The following is a 24,254-nucleotide window of genomic DNA, read 5'->3' as shown; positions in this document are numbered from 1 at the left end:
TATTTTGTGCCAGTCCGCCGCGTATTATGCAGAAGCCTGAAAGGAATTATATGCTGTCTGTCGAAATGGTAAGCAGACAAAGTCATTGTCATTATGTGTATATTAAGGGAGGAAATATGATGAGGCGTATGATGCATATGGTATTGATCATGGCATTGATATTCTTAAATGTCATGTACACGTGCGAAGCGGTAACTGCAGCTGAACCGCAGCAGGCTATATCAGTTGAGAAGGCAAAACAGCAAAAAGAAGGACAGGCGCTTGTCGAAGGATATGCAGTCGGCCAGGCTGTTTCCCCGCAGCATTACAAGCTGACAAGCCCATTTTCAAATGATTATAATGTCGCGCTGGCAGACCGCAAAAAAAATGAGATATCGCCCGATCATATCCTTCCTGTGCAAATCCCTTCAGCTTTCAGAAACCAGTTCGGGCTGCAAACCAATCCGTTTCTTCTTGGAAAAAAGATAACGGTTCAAGGCAAGCTTGAAAATTACTTTAACACGACGGGACTTAAAAACGTTCAGTCGATGAACCTAACCGATGACACGAAAACTCCGCCGGCTGAACACCCAATGACCATAAATGAAGCGCGGGGAAGGCTGAATGAAGAAGTAACGATAAAAGGGATCGTCACAGCTGATCAAAACGCAATCGGAGGCGGGAAGCTGTCGACCTTTTTGCAAGATGAAACCGGAGGCATTAACATGTCTTCGCCTTCCCCCGAACAATTTCCTGAATTAAAAGAGGGCATGGATGTCACGGTGACAGGTAGAATCACGACTTACCAGGGACTGAAAGAAATCGTTCCAATCTTATCAGGGATTAAAATCAATCAGTCAAACCAGCCTCTCCCCGCCCCTAAACAATTAACAATCAATGAACTCATTAATGGCAGCCTGGGTGATCAGTATGAAGGCCGCCTTGTGAAACTAACTGCATTTGTCTCCTCAATTCCAAGTTCTCCTTCAGGCGGCGGTTACAATGTAACGATGATTGATGACGACCATCATGCAATGACGCTCCGGGTTATGAATGAAACAGGGGTGATAGACGAACTTAATGAGGGCAAGTGGTATGAATTTACTGGGGTGTTAAGCAGATACCAATCCTTTCAGCTGCTTCCGCGAAAATCGTCTGACCTGAAGCTGCTTGAAGAGCAGCCCGCACCTCCGTCTGCTGAGGGAGAATATGAAGGGGTTGTTGACCGGGTTGTTGACGGCGATACCATTCATCTCAAATCTCCGGTTCTTGGAACGACCAAAATCCGGTTTGTAAATGTAGATACACCTGAAACATACCACACACCAAAAAATGACGCAGACGAAAATCAATTAAGATTTGGCAAAAAAGCATCTGACTATCTAAAAACGGTTCTGTCCCCAGGTGATAAAATCACTGTTAAGGTCGGGAGTGAAGCCAAGGACAGCTATGGCAGGCTGCTCGGACAAGTCATAACCGAATCAGGTTCCAACGTGAACTTAGAGCTTGTGAAAAATGGCTATGCTCCGACGTATTTTATTTGGCCGGTTGACAATGAAGAGGATTATCAGCAGTTTCAGTCCGCAGTAGCTGCTGCGAAAAAAGAACAAAAAGGAATTTGGAATGAAAACGATCCGCTCATGGAAATGCCGTTTGAATTCAGAGCCAGAGAGCAAGGGAAAGGCTTGACAAGATATGTAGGGGATTCGTCGAATCAAACATATGTGCAGCCGGCTGACTGGAAGAGGGTCGCGGTGGAAAACAGAATTTTCTTTGCATCAGCAAAGGAAGCGGAGAACGCAGGATATAAAATGAGGCAAACGGCACCTGAAAAAAATGTGCCGCTAAGAATTCTCAGCATGAATGATTTGCATGGCAAGATCGATCAGCAATATGAGCTTGATCTTGATGGGAACGGAACTGCAGACGGCACATTTGGACGCATGGACTATGCCGCCGCATATTTAAAAGAAAAAAAGGCTGAAAAGAAAAACACGCTAATGGTGCACGCGGGAGATATGATCGGAGGCAGCTCTCCAGTTTCATCTCTTCTTCAGGATGAGCCCACTGTAGAATTAATGGAGGACATCGGATTTGATGTCGGAACTGTGGGAAACCACGAATTCGATGAAGGCACCGATGAACTGCTGAGAATTTTAAATGGCGGTGATCACCCGAAAGGCACAAGCGGATATGATGGACAGAACTTTCCCCTTGTATGTGCCAATTGTAAAGTGAAATCAACTGGAGAGCCCTTTTTGCCGGCTTACGACATCATAAATGTGGAGGGCGTACCCGTGGCTTTTATCGGAGTTGTCACACAGTCGGCAGCTGGTATGGTTATGCCTGAAGGAATAAAAAATATCGAGTTTACAGATGAAGCGACAGCGGTGAATGAGGCGGCCAAAGAGCTGAAGAAAAAAGGCGTAAAGGCCATCGCAGTTCTCGCACATATGTCAGCTGAACAAAACGGCAACGCCATTACCGGAGAGTCTGCTGATCTTGCAAACAAAACAGATTCTGAAATTGACGTGATTTTTGCCGCGCATAATCATAAGGTTGTTAACGGCGAAGTGAATGGAAAACTGATTGTTCAAGCGTATGAATATGGAAAAGCGATAGGTGTCGTTGATGTAGAGATCGATAAAACGACAAAAGACATTGTCAAAAAGTCAGCGGAAATCGTATATGTGGATCAAAGTAAAATCGAACCGGATGCCAGCGCTTCAGCCATTTTAAAGAAATACGAAACTATTGCTGAACCGATTATCAGCGAAGTAGTCGGCGAAGCAGCTGTTGATATGGAAGGAGGGTATTCAAATGACGGCGATACACCACTTGGAAACCTGATTGCGGATGGAATGAGAACTGCCATGAAAACGGATTTCGCTCTTATGAATGGCGGAGGCATACGTGAAACGCTGAAAAAGGGCCCGATTACGTGGGGAGACCTTTACAATATTCAGCCGTTTGGAAATGTGTTAACGAAGCTTGAGATTAAAGGAAAAGATTTAAGAGAGATTATCAATGCGCAAATCTCGCCGGTTTTTGGGCCTGACTACAGCATCAGCGGGTTTACGTACACGTGGGATAAAGAAACTGGAAAAGCAGTCGATATGAAAATGGCAGATGGCACCGAGATCCAGCCTGATGCCACATATACATTAACCGTCAACAACTTTATGGCGACGGCGACAGGCACCAAATACCAGCCGATCGGATTGCTCGGGAAAAATCCGGTGACAGGGCCAGAGGATTTGGAAGCGACAGTTGAGTACGTGAAGAGTTTTGATGAGCCAATTGCGTATACAAAAGAGGGAAGGATTAAGCTCGCTGCAGCCAGTGATATTGAAGACCCTGTAACAGAAGACCCGGTTACGGAAGAGCCTGGAGATGACCTGGGGACGGAGCATCCAATGAAAGAGGTTCCAGAGCCTGATGTGGATTTGCCTGATATAAAAGAGACTCCGGGCACAGCACCGGTTCATCAGCTGCCACCTTCAGCCATTTTGAGATTCGTTGAAATACCTATCAACAACACAAAAAACGCTGCCAATAGCATCAGCACATTGCCTTTACGAAACGAGGGCGGGGAAAGCGGGTCAGAGCATCCGCTTCCGGATACATCAGCAAACTACTATAACTTTATGGTGATCGGTGCGGCGGTGACATTATCCGGAACTTATTTATATGTCAGAAGAAAAAGGAGCGCCTCCAGAACGTGAAAAAAGTTATTCCACTACTTATCATTGCGGCCGGCCTAGTGATCGCAGGCTATGGAGGCTTTAAATTGATCGATACGAATATGAAAACGGAACAGACATTAAAAGAAGCAAAACTTGCGGCGGAAAAGCCGCAGGAACCTTCGGGAATGAAAAATAGCGCAGATCAGGCAAAGAACAAAGCATCATTTAAGCCTGAAACCGGCCAAGCGAGCGGCATTTTGGAAATACCGAAAATCAATGCAGAGCTTCCGATTGTGGAGGGCACTGATGCTGATGATTTAGAAAAAGGTGTCGGGCATTACAAGGATAGCTATTATCCTGATGAAAACGGACAAATTGTGCTGTCAGGGCATCGAGATACCGTGTTTCGCCGGACGGGAGAGCTGGAAAAGGGAGATCGGCTCCGAATTCTCCTGTCTTATGGAGAATTCACATATGAAATTGTAAAAACAAAAATTGTTGATAAGGATGACACATCTATTATCACGCTCCAGCATGAAAAGGAAGAGCTGATTCTGACGACCTGTTATCCGTTTTCATACGTGGGAAACGCCCCGAAGCGCTATATTATATATGGAAAGCGAGTCATTTAAAAAGCCGCAGGAAATGCCTGCGGCTTTTCTTCATGAAAAATATGTAGAGCACAGGATTTCTATATCAGCCGGGAAAGGCGCTTCGGCAACAATCAGCTCGCCGGTTATCGGGTGAACGGCCTGTACCTTTTTGGCATGCAGCGCCTGTCTGTTTAACAGCTTGTTCCCGCCTCCGTAAAGCGAGTCTCCTATCAGTGGATGGCCGATGCTCGCCATATGAACACGAATTTGGTGTGTTCTTCCTGTTTCTAGCTCTAATTCAACGAGCGACAGACGCTCTTTCACATTGCTGGCCATTACCTTGAAATGAGTAACGGCTGTTTGCCCGCCTGATGAAACCCGGCGCCTTGTCGGGTGTGATCGGTCTCTGCCGATCGGTGAATCAATTGTTCCTTTTTTCGTCCGTAGCTTTCCTTCAGCGATGGCGGTATACGTACGCTTCAGCATCTTTTTCTCTAGCTGCTGGTCTAAGATGGCGTGTGCCAGACGATGCTTGGCAAAGACGATAGCGCCAGATGTATCCTGATCCAGACGGTGGACGTGGCGCACCTTACATGTTTCGCCATTTATCTGATAATGATACGCGATCAAATTAGCCAGTGTGCCTGTTTGCCCATCCTCATTCGGGTGCGTCGCTATGCCAGCTGGTTTATTGACGATGAGCATGTGATTGTCCTCAAATAAAATATCAAGCTCGCCATACTCCGGAATGACCGAAGATTCTTCATTTTCTTGAAGATCAATGAACACGCGGTCTCCCTTTTTTACAATCATATTGTTTAAGACGGATTCGTGATTGACCTTTATCTGATGATGCGTCATCCATTCTTGTATCACAGGTTTAGAAGCTTTGAGCCCTGTTTTGAGTATGGAAAACAGCCATTGGCCGTCCTGTTTTTCATTGATGAGGACCTCAAGCCCTCTGCCTTTTTGTTTCATGTCAAATGGCTCCTTTTCGAAGCGGAAGGCTGCTGTTTCTCATAGGAAACACTTACCTTAGCTTTCGCGTTTTTTTCTGTGCTATTCTTGAGTAAGACTTAGGATATTCGATGGCAAGAAAGGTGATTGACGTGAGAATTGTGAACGCAGCAACTGCAGAACAGGAGAGCTTTATCAAGGAGCTGTCTATGGAGCTGATCCATGATGTATTTCCTCTTTATTTCTCCGAACTGGACATTCAGCGCTTTAAAAAGAAAGGCGTTCTATCTTTAAATAACCATTATTACCAAGGAACATTAAAAGAAGCATTTCAAATTATGGCTTGTCTGCAAATGATACATATTATCCTGACAAAGCCTTCGCCGCACTCTGATGTGAGTGATCAGGCGATTTTTGAAAAAAACAGCAAGATGCTGAATGATTTTGGGATTTATTTTCCGTTTGCTTTTTCTGACTTTCAAAAGAAGGCAAACAAAGCCTTTTTCGGTCACAGAAGGCTGATATAATCAGGTGGCAAGAGCTTTTCTATTTTCAGAAAAGCTCTTTTTTGTATCAGAGAAATCATATCATAAAACCTTTCCTCTAACTCCCTTTTTAAACGGCTCGTGTCTGAACATACTAATGATTGAAAGGGGTGCTGACAATGAGTTCAGTTAAAGATACAATGACAACGCAGGTGGCAACCGTTTCTCCGAATCAAACGATTCAGGAAGCGGCTTCTCTAATGAAACAGTATAACGTCGGGGCGATTCCCGTTGCAGAGCAAGGTGTTTTAAAAGGAATGCTGACTGACCGTGACATTGCATTAAGAACTACAGCTCAGGGCCGTGATGGCCAGACACCCGTTTCAGAAGTGATGTCAACAGAACTCGTATCAGGAAACCCTAATATGAGTCTGGAAGACGCGTCGCAGCTGATGGCCCAGCACCAAATCCGCCGCCTTCCTATTGTAGATCAAAACAATCTAGTCGGGATCGTTGCGCTTGGAGACCTGGCAGTCAATCAGATGTCGAACGAGTCTGCGGGAGCAGCGCTGACAAACATTTCTCACCAAAACATTCATTAAATAGAAAGAGCTTGCAGTGTGCAGGCTCTTTCTTCACATACACCTTACTTTTTGAAAGCAGACTTGTTTCGGGGTATAGTAAATGTATACATATGTCTCAATTCGGACTAAAGGAGTTGTACCGAGTGATTAAAGCGTTAATTTTTGATTTTGACGGACTTATTCTAGATACAGAAACACACGAATATGAGGTCCTTCAGGAAATATTTGAAGAGCACGGCTCAGTGCTGCCGCTATCTGTCTGGGGGAAGGTCATCGGAACTGCAGCGGGATTCCGGCCTTTTGAATATTTAGAAGAGCAGATCGGGAAAAAGCTGAATCATGAAGAGCTCACAAAATTGAGAAGAGAGCGGTTTGCCAAACGCATGGAAACAGAAAAAGCGAGACCTGGTGTCGAAGCGTATTTGAATGCGGCAAAGGATTTAGGCTTAAAAGTAGGCCTTGCTTCCAGCTCCGATTATAAATGGGTGTCGGGCCATTTGAAGCAAATCGGCCTGTTTGATGATTTTGAGGTTATTCAAACGGCGGATGATGTGGAAGAGGTAAAGCCGAATCCTGAGCTCTATTTATTGGCGGCAAAGAATCTCGGGGTATCGCCAGCGGAATGTCTCGCGTTTGAGGATTCTGTCAATGGTTCGATTGCTGCGAAACGCGCAGGAATGAAGTGTGTCATTGTCCCGAATAAAGTAACGGGCACCTTGATGTTTGAAGACTATGATCACAGGCTTGAATCAATGGCGGAAATGGAGCTCGCCCTATTGCTTGATCATCTGAACTCACAAAACTAGAAAGGAGCGAGTAGGTTGTCTGAGAAATTAGATTTGACCCGGTTTGAAAAGAAAATGGTTATCCGCAATATCGAAGAGAAAGACATCGACAAGATTATCGATCTTCAAAAGGACTGCTTTCCGGGGATGGAGCCTTGGAAGCGAGAGCATTTAATCAGCCATTTGGAGCATTTTCCAGACGGGCAGTTTTGTGCAGAATTCGAAGGTGAAATTATCGGTTCTTGCTCAAGTCTCCTGATTAACTTTGATGAATATGATGACCGCCATACGTGGCAGGACATTACCGATGACGGTTATATCACCAACCATAATCCGGACGGCTTGAATATGTACGGAATTGAGGTCATGGTGCATCCGAAATACAGACGGATGAAGATCGGCCATCGTTTATACGAGGCGAGAAAGGATTTAGCGAGACGCTTAAACCTAAAAAGCATCATCATAGGCGGACGGATTCCGAACTATCACAAATATGCAGAGGAAATGACGGCCAGAGAGTATGTTGAACAGGTGACACGCCACCAAATTTACGATCCGGTCCTTTCTTTTCAGCTGATGAACGGCTTTACCCTTATGCGAATTAACCCGAATTATCTCCCGGATGATACAGCTTCGATCAAGTATGCGACGCTGATGGAATGGAATAATGTCGATTATCTTCCGCAGCAGACAAAGCGCTATTATAAGTCAGCGTTCCCTGTGAGAATTTGTGTGATCCAATACGAAATGAAGAAAATTTATTCCTTTGAGGAATTTGCGAATCAAGTAGAATACTATGTCGATGTTGCTTCTGACGCAAGATCTGATTTTGCGGTGTTCCCGGAAATTTTCACAACCCAGCTCATGTCTTTCCTTGAAGAAAGGTCACCGAGCTTGGCGGTACAGAGAATTACCGAGTATACAGAAGATTACATCAGCCTTTTTACTGATTTGGCTGTGAAGTATAACGTCAACATTATCGGCGGGTCCCATTTCGTCGAAGAGGAAGGCAAAATTTATAACATCGCTTACCTGTTCAGACGGGACGGAACGATCGAAAAGCAATATAAACTCCATATTACGCCGAATGAACGCAAATGGTGGGGAATCAGCGCCGGAGACCAGGTTCGCGTGTTTGATACAGACTGCGGAAAAATTGCGATCCAGATCTGTTATGACATTGAATTTCCTGAGCTTGCCCGGATTGCGGCTGACAAAGGCGCCAAAATCATCTTTACGCCATTTTGTACAGAAGACCGTCAAGGCTATTTGCGTGTCAGATACTGTTCGCAGGCTAGGGCGGTTGAAAATCAAATTTATACCGTTATCTCGGGAACGGTTGGAAACCTGCCGCAAACGGAAAACATGGATATCCAATACGCCCAGTCAGGCATCTTTGCCCCGTCTGATTTTGAATTCGCCCGAGACGGTATTGTCGGCGAAACAAACCCGAATATTGAAATGGTCGTCATCGGTGATGTTGACTTGGAAATTCTCAGAAGACAACGCCAAAACGGCACAGTGCGCCAGCTAAAAGACAGACGGCGTGATATTTATCATATTCACTATAAGAAATAATCCGGAAACCCGCCTGAATTGGCGGGTTTTTTTAAAACAAAAGCGGATTGATACGTTTACTTTAAATTATATATTGTCTTATAAAGTTTCTGTATTTTCGTCAGAAAACGGCTAGGCTTCACATTGCTATTGCAAGGGCTGTCCAAGTCGTTTCGTGTGAGACCTTTATCAGTCCGATGCTGAGATTGTCACTTTGCCTGTTCTGGCTGCATCTTCTTTCTTCTTGAGGAAAGAGGACGTTTTATTATTCACACGGTTTATTGACTCTGACCCCGTCTGGCTTTATATTGAAGGCAGGGAAATCATCACCAAGACATCACATAAAGAGAAGGTCTGTTTCAATGAATTGGCATTTTAGGGTACGCTAATGAAATGGAGATGATGGGGATGGAAAACATTCAGCAAAATCAGGGATTAAAGCAAAAAGATGAGCAATTTGTGTGGCATGCCATGAAGGGAGCGCATCAAGCGGAAAGCCTAATCGCCCAGAAGGCCGAAGGGGCCTGGGTGACCGACATAGACGGACGACGCTATTTGGATGCGATGTCCGGTTTGTGGTGCGTCAATATTGGTTACGGCAGAAAGGAGCTTGCGGAGGCTGCCTATGAGCAATTAAAGGAGCTGCCTTATTACCCGTTAACGCAAAGTCACGCACCCGCAATTGAACTGGCGGAAAAGCTGAATGAATGGCTTGGCGGCGATTATGTGATCTTTTTTTCCAACAGCGGATCGGAAGCTAACGAAACTGCTTTTAAAATTGCCCGCCAGTACCATCTGCAAAATGGCGACCACAGCCGTTATAAATTCATCTCAAGATATCGGGCATACCACGGCAATACATTGGGAGCGCTCTCAGCTACCGGACAGGCGCAGCGGAAATATAAATACGAGCCTTTAAGCCAAGGGTTCCTGCATGCAGCTCCGCCAGATATATACCGGAATCCTGATGATGCTGATACGCTTGAAAGCGCAAATGAAATCGACCGCATCATGACATGGGAATTAAGCGAAACGATTGCCGGGGTCATTATGGAGCCCATTATTACAGGCGGAGGCATCCTAATGCCGCCTGACGGATATATGAAGAAGGTGGAGGACATTTGCCGGCGCCACGGAGCTCTTTTGATTTGCGATGAAGTGATCTGCGGATTTGGACGGACAGGCGAGCCGTTCGGGTTTATGCACTACGGCGTGAAGCCTGATATCATTACGATGGCGAAGGGAATCACAAGCGCGTACCTGCCATTGTCAGCTACTGCTGTGAAACGGGACATTTTCGAAGCGTATCAGGGAGAAGCTCCTTATGACCGTTTCCGCCACGTGAACACGTTCGGCGGAAGCCCGGCTGCCTGTGCCTTGGCATTGAAAAACCTGCAAATTATGGAGGACGAACAGCTGATTCAGCGCTCACGCGATCTTGGAGCAAAGCTTTTAGGTGAGCTTCAAGCTCTGAGAGAACACCCGGCAGTCGGAGACGTCAGAGGAAAAGGGCTGCTGATCGGAATCGAACTCGTCAAAGATAAATTAACCAAAGAGCCGGCTGATGCTGACAAAGTAAATCAAGTGGTTGCGGCATGCAAAGAAAAAGGGCTGATTATCGGCAAAAACGGAGATACAGTTGCCGGCTACAACAACGTCATCCAGCTCGCACCGCCATTTTGCCTGACAGAAGAGGACCTTTCCTTTATCGTGAAAACGGTGAAAGAAAGCTTTCAAACGATATAATATAAAAGTGATTGATTAAAGGAGCACATGATGAGTTTTCACAACCAGCCGATCTTACCGGCTATTCGCAATATGAAGCAATTTGATGAGTTTTTGAACAGTTCATTCTCTTACGGTGTTATTCTTGATATCCATCTCGGCCAGCTGAAGGGCGTGATCAGAGAAGCGCAAAAGCATGGAAAGAACATGATGGTGCACGTCGATCTCATTCAAGGGATTAAGCATGACGAATACGGAGCGGAATTTATATGTCAGGATATCAAGCCCGCTGGGATTATTTCAACAAGATCGAACGTGATTGCCAAAGCGAAGCAGAAGAAAATTTATGCCATTCAGCGCCTGTTTTTGCTTGATACAAGCGCGATGGAGAAAAGTATGGAGTTTATCGGCAAACATAAGCCTGACTTCATCGAAGTGCTTCCCGGCATCGTTCCGTCACTCATTCAGGAAATAAAGGAGAAAACGGGGATTCCCATCTTTGCCGGCGGCTTCATCCGTACGGAAGAGGATGTAGAGCAGGCATTGAAAGCGGGGGCTGTAGCTGTCACAACATCTAATACCAAATTGTGGAAAAAATATGAAAACTTTTTGACAGAAAGTGATTGACACCGCTTTCATACACTGATACAATTGCACTAGGTTAATACATTGTGATGGAGAACTCGGAGACCACAGCAGCTCTTTACGGCAAATGTTTATACACCCGTAAAGCGGTTTGTTGTGGTTTTTTTATTCTCTTCTTCTCTATCATGCTTTTTAATCGTGACTTTAGGAGGAATGTGCTATGACAGCATTTTGGGGAGAAGTCATCGGTACGATGCTGCTTATTATTTTTGGTGCAGGTGTTTGTGCAGGTGTCAATTTAAAGAAATCGCTTTCATTCCAGTCTGGCTGGATTGTTGTTGTATTTGGATGGGGATTGGGTGTTGCCATGGCGGCTTACGCGGTAGGCGGTATCAGCGGCGCCCATTTGAATCCGGCGCTAACGATAGCGCTTGCATTTGTTGGGGATTTTCCATGGAAAGAGGTTCCGGTTTATATTGCGGCGCAAATGATCGGAGCGATCATCGGTGCGGTGATTATTTATCTGCATTACCTGCCGCATTGGAAGTCAACAGATGATCCCGCTGCCAAGCTGGGTGTTTTCTCAACAGGACCAAGCATTCCGCATACATTTGCAAACGTTTTAAGCGAAGTGATTGGGACATTTGTCCTTGTGCTTGGAATCTTGGCCATTGGGGCAAATCAATTTACAGAAGGACTTAATCCTTTAATCGTTGGTTTCCTCATTGTAGCGATCGGTATTTCTCTAGGGGGCACCACCGGCTATGCCATTAATCCTGCGCGTGACTTAGGTCCGCGGATCGCCCACGCATTTCTTCCGATTCCGGGAAAGGGCTCATCAAACTGGAAATACGCATGGGTTCCGGTAGTCGGCCCGATTTTAGGCGGATCGTTCGGAGGCGTATTTTACAACGCTGCATTTAAGGGGCACATCACAAGCAGCTTCTGGATTGTAAGCGTTATATTGGTTGTGGTATTGTTAGGACTCTATGTCTATACGAAATCACATTCTGCTAAAACATTATCAAATTCAAAATATATTTAATCAAAGGGGAGACATCTTATGGAAACGTACATTTTATCCTTAGATCAGGGGACAACAAGTTCAAGAGCGATTCTGTTTAATAAAGAAGGCAAAATCGTTCACTCCGCTCAAAAGGAATTTACACAATACTTCCCGAATCCTGGCTGGGTTGAGCATAATGCCAATGAAATTTGGGGCTCTGTGCTCGCGGTTATCGCGTCAGTCATCTCTGAATCAGGAATCAGCGCTTCTCAAATTGCCGGCATAGGCATCACGAACCAGCGCGAGACGACGGTTGTGTGGGATAAAGATACAGGAAGTCCTGTCTATAATGCAATTGTTTGGCAGTCCAGACAGACGTCCGGCATTTGTGAGGAACTTCGTGAAAAAGGATATAATGATAAATTCAGAGAAAAAACTGGGCTTTTAATCGATCCATACTTCTCCGGCACGAAGGTGAAGTGGATTTTAGATAATGTGGAAGGCGCAAGAGAAAAAGCGGAAAAAGGCGAGCTGCTGTTCGGAACGATTGATACATGGCTCATTTGGAAAATGTCAGGCGGAAAAGCGCATGTGACCGATTACTCCAATGCCTCCAGAACGCTGATGTTTAATATTTACGATTTAAAATGGGACGATGAACTGCTCGACATTTTAGGCATACCGAAATCCATGCTCCCTGAAGTGAAGCCGTCTTCCCATGTGTATGCGGAGACTGTTGATTATCATTTCTTCGGAAAAAATATCCCGATTGCGGGAGCGGCAGGCGACCAGCAGTCAGCATTGTTCGGCCAAGCGTGCTTTGAAGAAGGCATGGGAAAAAACACATACGGCACTGGATGTTTCATGCTGATGAATACCGGGGAAAAAGCAATTAAGTCCGAACACGGGCTTTTGACGACAATCGCTTGGGGCATTGACGGAAAAGTGAACTATGCGTTAGAAGGAAGCATTTTTGTCGCAGGCTCTGCCATCCAGTGGCTTAGAGACGGATTGAGAATGTTCCAGGATTCATCGCTAAGCGAATCTTATGCAGAAAAAGTAGATTCAACTGACGGCGTGTATGTCGTTCCGGCATTTGTCGGACTGGGAACGCCTTACTGGGACAGCGATGTGCGCGGTTCGGTTTTCGGCCTGACAAGAGGGACAACAAAAGAGCACTTTATCCGTGCGACACTGGAGTCATTGGCTTATCAGACAAAAGATGTGCTTGACGCAATGGAAGCAGATTCAAACATTTCATTAAAGACGCTTCGTGTAGACGGAGGAGCTGTGAAAAACAATTTCCTGATGCAGTTCCAGGGAGATCTGCTGAATGTTCCTGTGGAGCGTCCGGAAATTAATGAAACGACTGCACTTGGCGCGGCTTATTTGGCAGGTATCGCTGTGGGATTCTGGAAGGACCGTTCTGAAATCGCGAACCAGTGGAATCTGGATAAACGGTTTGAACCTGAATTAGAAGAAGAAAAACGAAATGAGCTGTATAAAGGCTGGCAAAAAGCCGTGAAAGCAGCTATGGCTTTTAAATAATGCAATACTATGGTATAATGGTTACAAGTTAATAAGAACGGTCCTGAGACGAGGAGAGACCACAGCACCAAAGTGTAAGCATGCACTTTGGCTGTTGTGGTCTCTTTTTCTATTTACCGTGACAACAAGGAGGAAACGTAATGATGAAACATCAATTTTCAAGTCTTGAAAGAGATCGCATGCTGACAGACATGACGAAAAAAACATATGATCTATTTATTATCGGAGGAGGAATTACAGGAGCGGGAACAGCTCTTGACGCGGCATCAAGGGGTATGAAGGTCGCACTAAGCGAAATGCAGGACTTTGCGGCGGGGACATCAAGCCGATCAACGAAGCTGGTACATGGCGGCTTGCGCTATTTAAAACAATTTGAAGTGAAAATGGTCGCTGAGGTAGGGAAAGAGCGGGCGATTGTGTATGAAAACGGTCCGCATGTCACAACACCGGAATGGATGCTGCTTCCGTTTCATAAAGGCGGCACATTCGGTTCATTTACAACATCCATCGGGTTACGAGTGTATGACTTCCTTGCAGGTGTGAAAAAGTCAGAACGAAGAAGCATGCTTTCAGCAAAAGAAACGCTGCAAAAAGAGCCTTTGGTGAAAAAAGACGGCTTAAAAGGCGGCGGGTACTATGTGGAATACCGCACTGACGACGCGAGACTGACAATCGAAGTCATGAAGGAAGCGGTGAAATTCGGGGCAGAGCCAGTGAATTACTCCAAAGTGAAGGAGCTTCTTTACGAAAAAGGCAAAGCCGTCGGCGTATTAATTGAAGATGTGCTGACAAAGAAAGAATATAAAGTGTATGCGAAAAAAATTGTCAATGCGACAGGTCCTTGGGTCGATCAGCTCAGAGAAAAAGACCATTCGAAAAACGGAAAGCATTTGCAGCATACAAAAGGCATTCACCTTGTATTTGACCAGTCTGTCTTTCCACTCAAACAGGCTGTATATTTTGATACACCTGATGGCCGGATGGTATTTGCGATTCCTCGTGAAGGCAAAACATACGTGGGAACAACAGACACTGTTTACAAAGAGGCGCTGGAGCATCCGCGGATGACAACGGAGGATCGTGATTATGTCATCAATTCAATCAATTATATGTTCCCGGAACTGAATATCACTGCGAATGACATCGAATCCAGCTGGGCAGGGCTGCGTCCGCTGATTCATGAAGAAGGCAAAGATCCTTCTGAAATTTCACGGAAAGACGAGATTTGGACATCTGACTCAGGCTTGATCACCATTGCCGGCGGAAAACTGACTGGATACAGAAAAATGGCGGAGCACATCGTTGATCTTGTGCGTGATCGCTTAAAAGAAGAAGGCGCAAAGGATTTTGGCCCGTGTAAAACGAAAAACATGCCAATCTCAGGCGGGCACGTCGGAGGTTCGAAAAATCTCATGTCCTTCGTTACCGCGAAAACAAAAGAAGGAATTGCAGCAGGTTTATCAGAAAAAGACGCAAAACAGCTGGCGATCAGATACGGCTCTAACGTAGATCGCGTCTTTGACCGGATAGAAGCGCTGAAAGATGAGGCCGCGAAACGCAACATTCCGGTTCATATTCTTGCTGAGGCAGAATACAGTATAGAAGAAGAGATGACTGCAACCCCTGCAGACTTCTTTGTCCGCAGAACGGGACGTTTATTCTTTGATATCAATTGGGTAAGAACATATAAAGATACCGTTATTGATTTTATGAGCGAGCGATTCCAATGGGATGAGCAGACGAAAAACAAACATACAGAAAACCTCAACATACTTTTACACGATGCGGTTGTGCCGCTTGAACAATAAATCATAACGGGCTGTCTGCAGCCCGTTATTTCTTTTTAGATGCCGAAAGTGCCAGATCTCAGGTTATCAAGTGACAGAGGCACCCGCTTCATATAAAATAATGGCATATGCTGATACATAGGAGGACGAACATGACTTGGAGAAAGAGCTATGAACGCTGGAAACAAACAGAACATTTAGATCCGGAATTAAAAGAGCGCCTCACTGAATTAGAGGGGAATGAACAGGCTCTTGAGGACTGTTTCTATAAAGACCTTGAATTCGGTACCGGCGGAATGCGCGGAGAAATCGGCGCTGGGACGAATCGGATGAATATTTACACTGTGCGCAAAGCATCAGCCGGGTTCGCGGCATACATCTCGAAGCAGGGTGAGGAAGCAAAAAAACGGGGAGTTGTCATTGCTTATGATTCTCGCCATAAATCGCCGGAATTTGCGATGGAAGCAGCAAAAACACTTGCGACACAAGGCATCCAAACATACGTGTTTGATGAGCTTCGCCCGACGCCAGAGCTGTCATTCGCTGTCAGACAGCTAAACGCTTATGGAGGGATTGTGGTAACAGCAAGCCATAACCCGCCTGAATATAACGGCTACAAAGTATACGGTGATGATGGCGGCCAGCTGCCTCCGAAGGAAGCGGACATCGTCATTGAACAGGTAAACGCGATTGAAAATGAGCTGACAATCACAGTGGACGAAGAAAATGCGTTAAAAGAAAAAGGCTTAATCAAGATCATCGGTGAAGACATTGATAAAGTTTATACAGAAAAACTGACGTCCATTTCTGTCCATCCTGAATTATCAAAAGAAGTAGATGTAAAGGTTGTTTTCACACCGTTGCACGGAACTGCGAATAAACCGGTCAGACGCGGCCTTGAAGCGCTCGGCTACAAAAATGTAACGGTTGTCAAAGAACAGGAACTGCCGGATTCAAACTTTTCCACTGTTACATCGCCAAACCCGGAAGAGCATGCGGCATTCGAATATGCCATTAAGCTTGGGGAGGAGCAGCATGCAGATATTCTCATCGCGACAGACCCTGATGCTGACCGCCTCGGCATCGCGGTGAAAGACGATCAAGGCAAATATACAGTGCTGACAGGAAACCAAACCGGAGCGCTGCTGCTTCATTACCTGCTTTCTGAGAAGAAAAAACAAGGCATCCTGCCAAATAACGGTGTTGTTCTCAAAACGATTGTCACAAGCGAAATCGGCCGTGCCGTAGCTTCATCATTCGGCCTTGATACGATTGATACGCTGACAGGCTTTAAGTTTATCGGTGAAAAGATTAAGGAATACGAAGCATCAGGCCAGTATACCTTCCAATTTGGTTATGAAGAGAGCTACGGTTATTTAATCGGGGATTTTGCCCGCGATAAGGACGCCATTCAGGCTGCGCTTTTGGCTGTTGAAGTTTGCGCTTTTTATAAAAAGCAGGGAATGTCATTATATGAAGCCCTTATCAATCTCTTTAACGAGTATGGTTTTTATCGTGAAGGGCTGAAATCTCTGACACTGAAAGGAAAACAAGGAGCAGAGCAAATTGAAGCGATTCTTGCCTCCTTCAGAAAAAATCCGCCGCAGAAAATGGCCGGCAAACAGGTTGTTACAGCAGAAGATTACGCTGTGAGCAAACGGACGCTTCTGACTGAAAACAAAGAAGAATCCATCGACTTGCCAAAATCAAATGTGCTGAAATACTTCCTGGAAGACGGGTCTTGGTTCTGTCTTCGTCCTTCTGGAACAGAGCCGAAAGTGAAATTTTATTTCGCCGTAAAAGGATCATCTTTAGAAGACAGTGAAAAGCGTCTTGCCGCCCTTTCTGAGGATGTAATGAAAACGGTAGATGAAATTGTTGAGTCAACGAAAAAATAATTTAACTATCAGCCGGATCATTGTAAATGATCCGGTTTTTTCTTTTTCTCATCCAAAAGTCTGAAAGAAAATCATTCCACATATGAAGTAATGAAATACAAAAAACTGGTATAATCTTAAATACAAGATTAATGCCGGAGTGAGAAACGTGAGCAAAACGAGGATGGAGAAATTAAAAACGCTGAAAACGATTGCGGAAACCTTAAATCAAGGACACGATATCAATGCAACACTAGATGAGGTTCTAAAGGAATTGCTGAGTCTGACAAATCTTCAATCCGGATGGATTTTTCTGATCGAAGAAGATGGATCCTATACGTTAGCGGCCGACGCTTTTCTGCCTCCCGCTTTAAGCCGCAAGGAAAAAGTGCTGATGTGCGAAGGGGAGTGTTACTGCCTGACAAAATTCAATAACGGAGGGCTTAGAAGGGCTGCTAATATCATGAACTGCAAACGCATCGAATCAGCCGAAGAACTGCATTGTTTTGACACAGAAGGGATTACGCATCATGTAACTGTGCCTTTAGAAGATGGGGACAGGAGATTCGGATTGTTAAATGTAGCGGCGGCCGGAAAAACCATGTTTGATGAGGAAGAGCTGCATTTACTCGAGTCTGTCGCCTTTCAGATCGGAACGGCAATCCAGCGTATGAGGCTTTCCGAATATAAACAAAAAAATGCTCTTTTAATGGAGCGTAACCGCCTCGCTCAGGAGCTTCACGATTCTGTCAATCAAATGCTGTTTTCCGTCAGTTTAACTGCCAAAGCTGCAAAGACACTAACAAAAGACGAGCATTTGCAGCAGATGATTGATTTCATTCAAAACCTATCACAGGACGCCCTCGCGGAAATGAAAGCGTTAATTTGGCAGCTTCGCCCCGGAGGGTTGGAGAAAGGGCTGGCTGAAGCCATCAAAAGCTATGGCGCACTTATTGGATTGAAGGTCATGTTTACCCAAAAAGGCTGTCCTGTTCTGACTGATGAACAGGAGCATATGCTATGGCGTGTCGTACAGGAAGCATTAAATAACTGCAAAAAGCATGCCGGAACAGATACGGCGTATGTCAGTCTGACTGCTGCTTTGGGCCATGCGGAGCTGGATATTATCGATCATGGGGCGGGGTTTTGTTATGAAGCGCATGCCGGTCTGCCTTCACTTGGCATCAAAGGCATGAAAGAACGAGCGGAAAAAGCCGGCGCGAAGTTTCGGATTGATTCAGCGCTTGGAGCGGGAACAAAGCTGTCCATCAGGCTTCCGCTAAAAAGCCAAAAAGGAGGGGCGGAATGAAAATTGTCATTGCTGATGACCACCATGTTGTCAGAAAGGGTCTGCGTTTTTTCTTTGCCACCCAGGATGATATTGAAGTGGCCGGGGAAGCCGCAACTGGAATAGAAGCTCTCCGCGTCATCGAAGAGACAAAGCCGGATCTTGTTTTAATAGATCTGTCCATGCCCAAGATGGATGGCATTCAAGCCATTAAAAAAGCAATACAGCAATTTCCGGAGATTAAAATTATTGTGCTAACGAGCTACTCTGATCAGGAGCACGTGATCCCGGCTCTTCAGGCAGGTGCGAAGGCGTATCAATTAAAGGATACGGAGCCCGAGGAATTGGTGAAAACATTAAGGCAAGTGCATGCCGGCGAATACAAGCTTTCTTCAGCTATTATGCCCCATGTGCTGACACATATGAAAAATCAGCACGACCCGGAAAAAGAAAAATATTATCAATTAACAAGAAGGGAAAAAGACGTTCTGACTGAAATCGCGAACGGGAAAAGCAATAAAGAAATCGCAGCAGCCTTGTTTATTTCAGAAAAAACAGTGAAAACCCATGTATCGAATCTGTTAGCAAAACTTGAAGTGGCCGACCGTACGCAAGCAGCGCTTTTCGCAGTGAAATATAACCTGAATGGAGAGATCTCGAAATGAACATGTTAGTCATAAATGGCACGCCAAGAAAACATGGCAGAACAAGAATTGCCGCATCTTATATTTCAGCACTGTATCACACGGATTTGATTGATCTTAGCGAGTTTGTATTGCCGATTTTTAATGGTGAAGCGGATCAGTCTGAACTGTTGCAGGTACAGGAGCTTAAGCAACGCGTTACTAAAGCGGATGCGATTGTATTATTATCTCCTGAATATCACAGCGGCATGAGCGGCGCCTTAAAAAACGCCTTGGATTTTTTAAGCAGCGAACAATTCAAATATAAGCCCGTCGCATTATTGGCAGTAGCGGGAGGCGGAAAAGGCGGCATCAATGCGCTGAACAATATGAGAACTGTGATGCGGGGTGTCTATGCCAATGTCATTCCGAAGCAGCTGGTGCTTGATCCGGTGCATATTGATGTTGAACATGCTACAGTGGCTGAAAATATTAAGGAAAGCTTAAAAGAGCTTGTCGAAGAACTCAGCATGTTCGCAAAAGCAGGAAATCCCGGCGTCTAAACCGCCGGGATTTGTTTATGTGAGCAGGGCTAATTGATCTTCATAAGTCAGCTCTGTGGCATGATCAATATAACGGAGAAGGGAATACAGCATCTTTTCTAAAACGGCGTAATCCTGTTCAAAATGATACGCATGCAGAAAATGCTCGATTCGTTTTGACAACAAATCATCCTCTGTACGCACCATTAAAATTAATAAATTATCCCATTGAGAACGATGGGTGTAATAAAGCGCTTTATCATAATCGGCATAATCCATGAATCGCTTCTCCTTTCTTGGGTGAGAAGTTCATGATTAGTTTATGCCGCATCCTCTGTTATTGACGGGGCAAAACTTGGCGTCTGCGGCAGTAAAGGGGTAGCAATATGAGGGAGACATAAAATCAAAATGCCTGAATGAAGATATCGCTTTTGGTAAACCTATGAGGGAACATATTCTTGGTACAGGAGACTGAAAATATGAAATCTCTGCCGTATACCATCGCGCTTCTTTTTTGTGGGTTGATCATCGTGTCAATGGCTGCAAAAGGTCATTCAACGGACACAAACGAGTCCGTTCAAAAGTGGGAACAGCTTGCCTGGAGCAAAATTCAGGATGAATACAAGGGGGCTTCATTTTCTGACTATGCTTATATGGGGCGGACCGAGGTGAATGATCAGCAGACGAAAGATGTCTTTCGGGTGACAGTCAGACAGAAAGATGACACTTTTTCTGTTCGGGCCGAAGTCTATTTTCACCCGGTGACAAATCATATGATCAGCATCAACGTCTTTAGGCTCTAATAAAAAACTGTACAGCCGTTAAGGCCGCACAGTTTCTGTTTTTAGAAATATCGTTTTGCACCGAGATAGCGCTGTTTCCAGTAAGAGTTGTTCATATTGGAAATGACAACTCCGGAATCGTTGGCATTTATGAATTCCCCGTTTCCTAGGTAAACTCCAACGTGGGAAGGGCCGGCTTTATATGTTGTAAAGAAAACGAAATCTCCGACAGCAGGCTGGCTGACGGGCTTCATTGTGTTCCAATATCCAGCTGCCGTTAATCTAGATACGGATGTGACTTTGTTCAGTACATAGTAAATGAATCCGCTGCAGTCAAACCCGGATGGTGTCGTGCCTCCCCATCGATACGGAACCCCAATCTGCTCTTTAGCGGCGGCAATCATTGTGTTAATCTTCGCGCTCGTTGAGATGGTGGTGTTTGAAGAACCGGATGAAGACGACGATGATGCTTTTCCGGTAATGACCAGCTTTTGGCCAACCTGCAAGACATCCGTTTTTAAATTGTTTTTCTCCCGGATCTGCTGAGCTGTTACATTAAATTTCTGAGCAATCACCCACAAGGAATCACCGCTTTTCACCGTGTATGTAGTCGTCGTGCCTGAGCTTGCATTTGACGAAGAAGACGACGATGATGAAGTGCCTGAAGATGCTTTACCTGTCAGCTTCAGTACTTGTCCAACATAAAGCACATCTGATTTCAGATTGTTGACATTTCGGATTTGCTGTACAGTCAGGTTATAGTTGTTTGCGATTTTCCAAAGTGAATCACCGCTTTTTACAGTATATTTCGTTGTTGCCGAATTTTGGTTCGGTTTGGATGAAGTGTCTTTGGAAGACGTATCAGAGCCGCTTGATTTTGTTTTCAACACCTGATTCACGTAAATGGTGTCTGATTTTAAGTTGTTCAAGACCTTCAATTCAGCAATGGACATATTGACTTTGTTTGCAATTTTCCAAAGTGAATCTCCAAGCTGCACCTTATATGTTCCCGTAGCAGATGAAGAACTTGAGCTCTTATTAGAACTGCTTTTTGAACTGGAGCTTGAGCTTTTATTAGAGTTGCTTTTTGTACTGGAACTAGAGCTTGAAGAAACTGTGCCGGACACCTTTAATTTCTGCCCCGCACGAATCAAATCGCTGCTTAGTCCGTTTAATTTCTTCAGTTCCTGCACCGTCATTTTATACTCATTTGCGATCAGCCAAAGTGAATCGCCGCTTTTCACAGTGTAAACAGAACTTCCGCTCTTCTTGGTTGTTGAGCTTGAAGTAGATGAAGTGCCGGAATTGCTGCCAGGAATGGTAAGCGTCTGGCCGATCGACAGAACAGTAGTCGAAAGATGATTGGCGGATGTGAGGGCCGCCACACTTGTGTTGTAGGTTTGGGCCAGTTTCCATAAAGAATCTCCGCTTTTGACCTTAATCGTTGCTGCTTCAGCTGGTGTTACTGCTAAAGTTGTGCCGACAATCGCAGATGCTGTCAGCCCTGCTGCTAATTTCTTTTTCATCTTAGCTCTCCTTTTTCCCCCAATGATTTTGAATTTGCTGTTTCTTTTTTATATCGGCACATTTTTCTTATCGTTTTGCCTTTTTTAAAAAATAGCTATATTATCTTAATACAAAAGGGGCAAAAGGGCACAAAAAAAGAAGGAATCATGGATCTATTCCTTCATTTTTAAAAGCTTCATGATATCTTCTTTGTTTTTGACGAGGTCGCGCAGTGTATATTTGTCTAAAACCGCAAGATAGGCCAAAAGCGCTTCATTAAGCACATGTTTTAAGCCGCACACCGGGGAAATAATGCAGAGATTCTTGTTCGCATCAAAACATTCAACAATATTAAAATCGTCCTCCGTTTTTCTGACAACCTCACCGATGTTGATGTCTTCAGGGGACATGCCTAATCGTATGCCGCCGCCTCGTCCGCGTATCGTTTCTACGTAGCCGAGCTGGCCGAGCCTGTAAATGACTTTCATAAGATGATTTTTTGAAATAGAATACGTTTCAGCAATCTGCTTTATATTTGAAAGTTCTCCGGGACGCTCTGCAGCCAGAAAAATCAACACTCTTAATGAATAATCTGTATAATTGGTTAACTTCATAATAAGACCTCAGAATAAGACATTTTCTATATCTTATCATAATCGATTGAAAAATGAAAAAAAAGGAATTAAAAAACATGCACCCTGCTGGGTGCATGTTCTTTTGTTTACATGTCATTTGGCGGATTTTGGTTTTGGCCGTTTTTTTCAATTTCGGTGTTTTGCATTTTGCGTTCAAATGTAGACAGATAACGTGATGCAAAATCTTTTCCGCCAAGGCCGAAGGATAAACCAAAAGCGAGTGCGAAGCCGCTAAGAACGATGATGAACGCGGAATTGACAATTGTCGCAGCGACACCAAGCTGATCCAGGGCCATAAAGAAAGCAAGTGCGATAATGGTGTATTTAGCGATGGCCGCTAAAGATTTGAATTCCTTGCCTTTTATCATGCTTGCGAGCACTTTCCGCACCAATTCCCCGGCGTAAAGGCCGATTCCGAGAATGAATACGGCGACAAGGACATTCGGCAGATACGCGATGATGCCAGTCGCAATTTCTACGAGGAAGTGCAGCCGAACAATTTGAAGCGCCTCGGCTGTAAACAGCAGAATGACAATAATTTGCGCAATCAAACCGACAACTTGAGACAAGGACAGCTTTGCAGGCGTTCCGGCTTCCATGCCCATTTTCCCTAAGACAGAATCAAAGCCTGCGCGATGGAGCAGTCCGGACACCATGGATTTCACCCATTTTCCTGCCCACATACCCGCTAAAACAAGCACGATGGCCATCATGATGTTCGGAAGCATGTTTAAAATCGTATTCAGCATAGAGACAGCCGGTTTTGAAATGCCGGCGACATCCAGCTGATCCAGCGCCGAAATGACCACCGGAATCATAATCAGCACATAAGCGATTGTTCCGATGACTGCAGAAAGGCTTGTATCTTTTAAGTAAATAGATAAACCCATACGTGCCGCGAATCTTTCCGTGCCGATGCTTGCAAGGAAATTCGTAACGATATCACGTACAAGGCGGGCAACAAGCCAGCCGATTAATACGATAAGCGCCGCTGCAAATAATTTCGGCAGAAAAGCGAGCACGCTTTCCATCATATTTGTAAAAGGACCTGAAATGCCGCTGATTTTCAAAGAAGATAAGACCCCTGGCAGGAAAACAAGCAGCACGAGATAAAAGACAATTTGTGAAGCGGCATTGACAGCCTGATGAATATCTTTTCCTTCAGACACCAAATTCCACTTGCGCAGTTTGTCACTCGTGTTCAGCTTCATCCCGATTTTTTTGACAAGGAAGCTCAAAACAGAGGCTGCAGCCCATCCTAACAGCAAAATGAGTCCGGCTTTCAGCACGCTTGGGATCGCCGCTGCAATCGCCGACAGCATACTGACAAATGGTGATGCCACTGTTGTCAGGTGCAAAATGTTAAAGAATAAAATAAAGACGATGATCAATGCGATAAAATAAACGACTTTGCTTATGACTTTTTCCGAGGAATAGCGTGAAGGCTTTTTCCCAGCAAAGAGCTTGTCATCGATTTTTGTTTTGCTGAGTCCTTTGTATACCGCTTTTTCAATGATTTTAGCGATAGCCCATCCGATTAATAAGACAAGTAAAGCAATAATTACGTTTGGCAGCTTACTGAGATAAGAAGAAAGCACGTCTGCTACATTCAATTGGTATCGCTCCTTTTTTTCGTAGTATGGTGTGTGTTTACCCACTGATCCAATAAGCAAACTACTGAATGTGCCGGGGAATTTTTTTCTAGCCAGAGTGAGGCTATCATC

At 44.9% G+C, this 24,254-nt stretch carries 21 protein-coding genes; 16 read left to right on the top strand and 5 right to left on the bottom strand.

The window, feature by feature from the left end:
* Positions 1 to 119: 119 nt before the first annotated feature.
* A complete protein-coding gene (gene yhcR / locus NZD81_RS11000; protein ID WP_483298463.1) occupies positions 120 to 3,704 on the top strand; it encodes a sortase-dependent nonspecific endonuclease YhcR in 3,585 nt (1,194 codons plus the stop codon).
* Positions 3,701 to 4,297, top strand: a complete 597-nt coding sequence (gene srtA / locus NZD81_RS10995; RefSeq protein ID WP_014663326.1) for a sortase SrtA — start codon at positions 3,701 to 3,703, stop codon at positions 4,295 to 4,297. The genes yhcR and srtA overlap by 4 nt, the downstream gene beginning before the upstream one ends.
* A 30-nt stretch (positions 4,298 to 4,327) precedes the next feature.
* Here the strand turns inward: srtA and NZD81_RS10990 are convergent, their stop codons facing one another.
* Entirely contained in the window at positions 4,328 to 5,236 is a 909-nt protein-coding gene (locus NZD81_RS10990) for an RluA family pseudouridine synthase (protein WP_103748968.1), read from the bottom strand.
* Between the two features lie 110 nt (positions 5,237 to 5,346).
* On the opposite strand from NZD81_RS10990, the gene NZD81_RS10985 reads away from it, so the two are divergent.
* The 13 genes from NZD81_RS10985 (at position 5,347) to yhdA (ending at position 19,628) form a co-directional block, all read left to right on the top strand.
* Positions 5,347 to 5,742: a YhcU family protein gene (locus NZD81_RS10985; RefSeq protein WP_014663328.1), complete on the top strand. Its 396-nt coding sequence runs from the start codon at positions 5,347 to 5,349 to the stop codon at positions 5,740 to 5,742.
* A gap of 137 nt (positions 5,743 to 5,879) precedes the next feature.
* On the top strand, positions 5,880 to 6,302 hold the full coding sequence (locus NZD81_RS10980) for a CBS domain-containing protein (RefSeq protein WP_040083622.1): 423 nt from the start codon (positions 5,880 to 5,882) through the stop codon (positions 6,300 to 6,302).
* Between the two features lie 125 nt (positions 6,303 to 6,427).
* Complete coding sequence (locus NZD81_RS10975; protein WP_014663330.1) at positions 6,428 to 7,090, top strand: HAD family hydrolase; 663 nt, start codon at positions 6,428 to 6,430, stop codon at positions 7,088 to 7,090.
* 15 nt (positions 7,091 to 7,105) lie between these two features.
* The gene (locus NZD81_RS10970) at positions 7,106 to 8,647 is read left to right on the top strand and encodes a bifunctional GNAT family N-acetyltransferase/carbon-nitrogen hydrolase family protein (RefSeq protein WP_014663331.1); all 1,542 of its coding nucleotides are present in this window, start codon (positions 7,106 to 7,108) and stop codon (positions 8,645 to 8,647) included.
* A 372-nt stretch (positions 8,648 to 9,019) separates the two neighbouring features.
* Positions 9,020 to 10,372, top strand: a complete 1,353-nt coding sequence (locus tag NZD81_RS10965) for an aspartate aminotransferase family protein (RefSeq protein ID WP_080478192.1) — start codon at positions 9,020 to 9,022, stop codon at positions 10,370 to 10,372.
* Positions 10,373 to 10,399: 27 nt separating this feature from the next.
* Positions 10,400 to 10,978, top strand: a complete 579-nt coding sequence (glpP, locus tag NZD81_RS10960; protein ID WP_014663334.1) for a glycerol uptake operon antiterminator GlpP — start codon at positions 10,400 to 10,402, stop codon at positions 10,976 to 10,978.
* A gap of 178 nt (positions 10,979 to 11,156) precedes the next feature.
* Entirely contained in the window at positions 11,157 to 11,981 is an 825-nt protein-coding gene (gene glpF / locus NZD81_RS10955) for a glycerol uptake facilitator protein GlpF (protein ID WP_003233386.1), read from the top strand.
* Between the two features lie 18 nt (positions 11,982 to 11,999).
* Positions 12,000 to 13,490, top strand: coding sequence for a glycerol kinase GlpK (gene glpK, locus NZD81_RS10950; protein WP_069149265.1), 1,491 nt, complete (start codon positions 12,000 to 12,002; stop codon positions 13,488 to 13,490).
* 140 nt (positions 13,491 to 13,630) lie between these two features.
* On the top strand, positions 13,631 to 15,298 hold the full coding sequence (gene glpD, locus NZD81_RS10945) for a glycerol-3-phosphate dehydrogenase (RefSeq protein WP_282374114.1): 1,668 nt from the start codon (positions 13,631 to 13,633) through the stop codon (positions 15,296 to 15,298).
* Positions 15,299 to 15,429: 131 nt separating this feature from the next.
* Entirely contained in the window at positions 15,430 to 17,175 is a 1,746-nt protein-coding gene (locus tag NZD81_RS10940) for a phospho-sugar mutase (RefSeq protein WP_069149267.1), read from the top strand.
* A 148-nt stretch (positions 17,176 to 17,323) separates the two neighbouring features.
* The gene (yhcY, locus tag NZD81_RS10935) at positions 17,324 to 18,463 is read left to right on the top strand and encodes a two-component system sensor histidine kinase YhcY (RefSeq protein ID WP_289860526.1); all 1,140 of its coding nucleotides are present in this window, start codon (positions 17,324 to 17,326) and stop codon (positions 18,461 to 18,463) included.
* Positions 18,460 to 19,107 carry a two-component system response regulator YhcZ gene (yhcZ, locus tag NZD81_RS10930; RefSeq protein WP_282374115.1) on the top strand — a complete coding sequence of 216 codons (648 nt, stop codon included), beginning with the start codon at positions 18,460 to 18,462 and terminating at the stop codon, positions 19,105 to 19,107. The genes yhcY and yhcZ overlap by 4 nt, the downstream gene beginning before the upstream one ends.
* Complete coding sequence (yhdA, locus tag NZD81_RS10925) at positions 19,104 to 19,628, top strand: FMN-dependent NADPH-azoreductase (protein WP_014663341.1); 525 nt, start codon at positions 19,104 to 19,106, stop codon at positions 19,626 to 19,628. The genes yhcZ and yhdA overlap by 4 nt, the downstream gene beginning before the upstream one ends.
* Before the next feature lie 15 nt (positions 19,629 to 19,643).
* Here the strand turns inward: yhdA and NZD81_RS10920 are convergent, their stop codons facing one another.
* Positions 19,644 to 19,886 carry a YhdB family protein gene (locus NZD81_RS10920; protein ID WP_003224139.1) on the bottom strand — a complete coding sequence of 81 codons (243 nt, stop codon included), beginning with the start codon at positions 19,884 to 19,886 and terminating at the stop codon, positions 19,644 to 19,646.
* 200 nt (positions 19,887 to 20,086) lie between these two features.
* Here NZD81_RS10920 and NZD81_RS10915 point away from each other — a divergent pair, with 200 nt between their 5' ends.
* The gene (locus tag NZD81_RS10915) at positions 20,087 to 20,410 is read left to right on the top strand and encodes a YqzG/YhdC family protein (RefSeq protein ID WP_014476269.1); all 324 of its coding nucleotides are present in this window, start codon (positions 20,087 to 20,089) and stop codon (positions 20,408 to 20,410) included.
* Positions 20,411 to 20,451: 41 nt separating this feature from the next.
* Here the strand turns inward: NZD81_RS10915 and lytF are convergent, their stop codons facing one another.
* From lytF to NZD81_RS10900, 3 genes are all read right to left on the bottom strand, one after another.
* A complete protein-coding gene (gene lytF, locus NZD81_RS10910) occupies positions 20,452 to 21,915 on the bottom strand; it encodes a peptidoglycan endopeptidase LytF (protein WP_103748962.1) in 1,464 nt (487 codons plus the stop codon).
* 153 nt (positions 21,916 to 22,068) lie between these two features.
* Positions 22,069 to 22,509, bottom strand: a complete 441-nt coding sequence (gene nsrR, locus NZD81_RS10905) for a nitric oxide-sensing transcriptional repressor NsrR (protein WP_014663343.1) — start codon at positions 22,507 to 22,509, stop codon at positions 22,069 to 22,071.
* Positions 22,510 to 22,616: 107 nt separating this feature from the next.
* Positions 22,617 to 24,143 (bottom strand): mechanosensitive ion channel, encoded by a 1,527-nt coding sequence (locus tag NZD81_RS10900; protein WP_069149272.1) that lies wholly within the window; start codon positions 24,141 to 24,143, stop codon positions 22,617 to 22,619.
* Positions 24,144 to 24,254 lie beyond the last annotated feature (111 nt).

Origin of the sequence: Bacillus sp. B.PNR1 (genome assembly GCF_030386235.1) — a bacterium.
GTDB classification, from domain to species: Bacteria; Bacillota; Bacilli; order Bacillales; family Bacillaceae; genus Bacillus; species Bacillus stercoris.
This window is presented reverse-complemented; position numbering and strand designations above follow the sequence as displayed.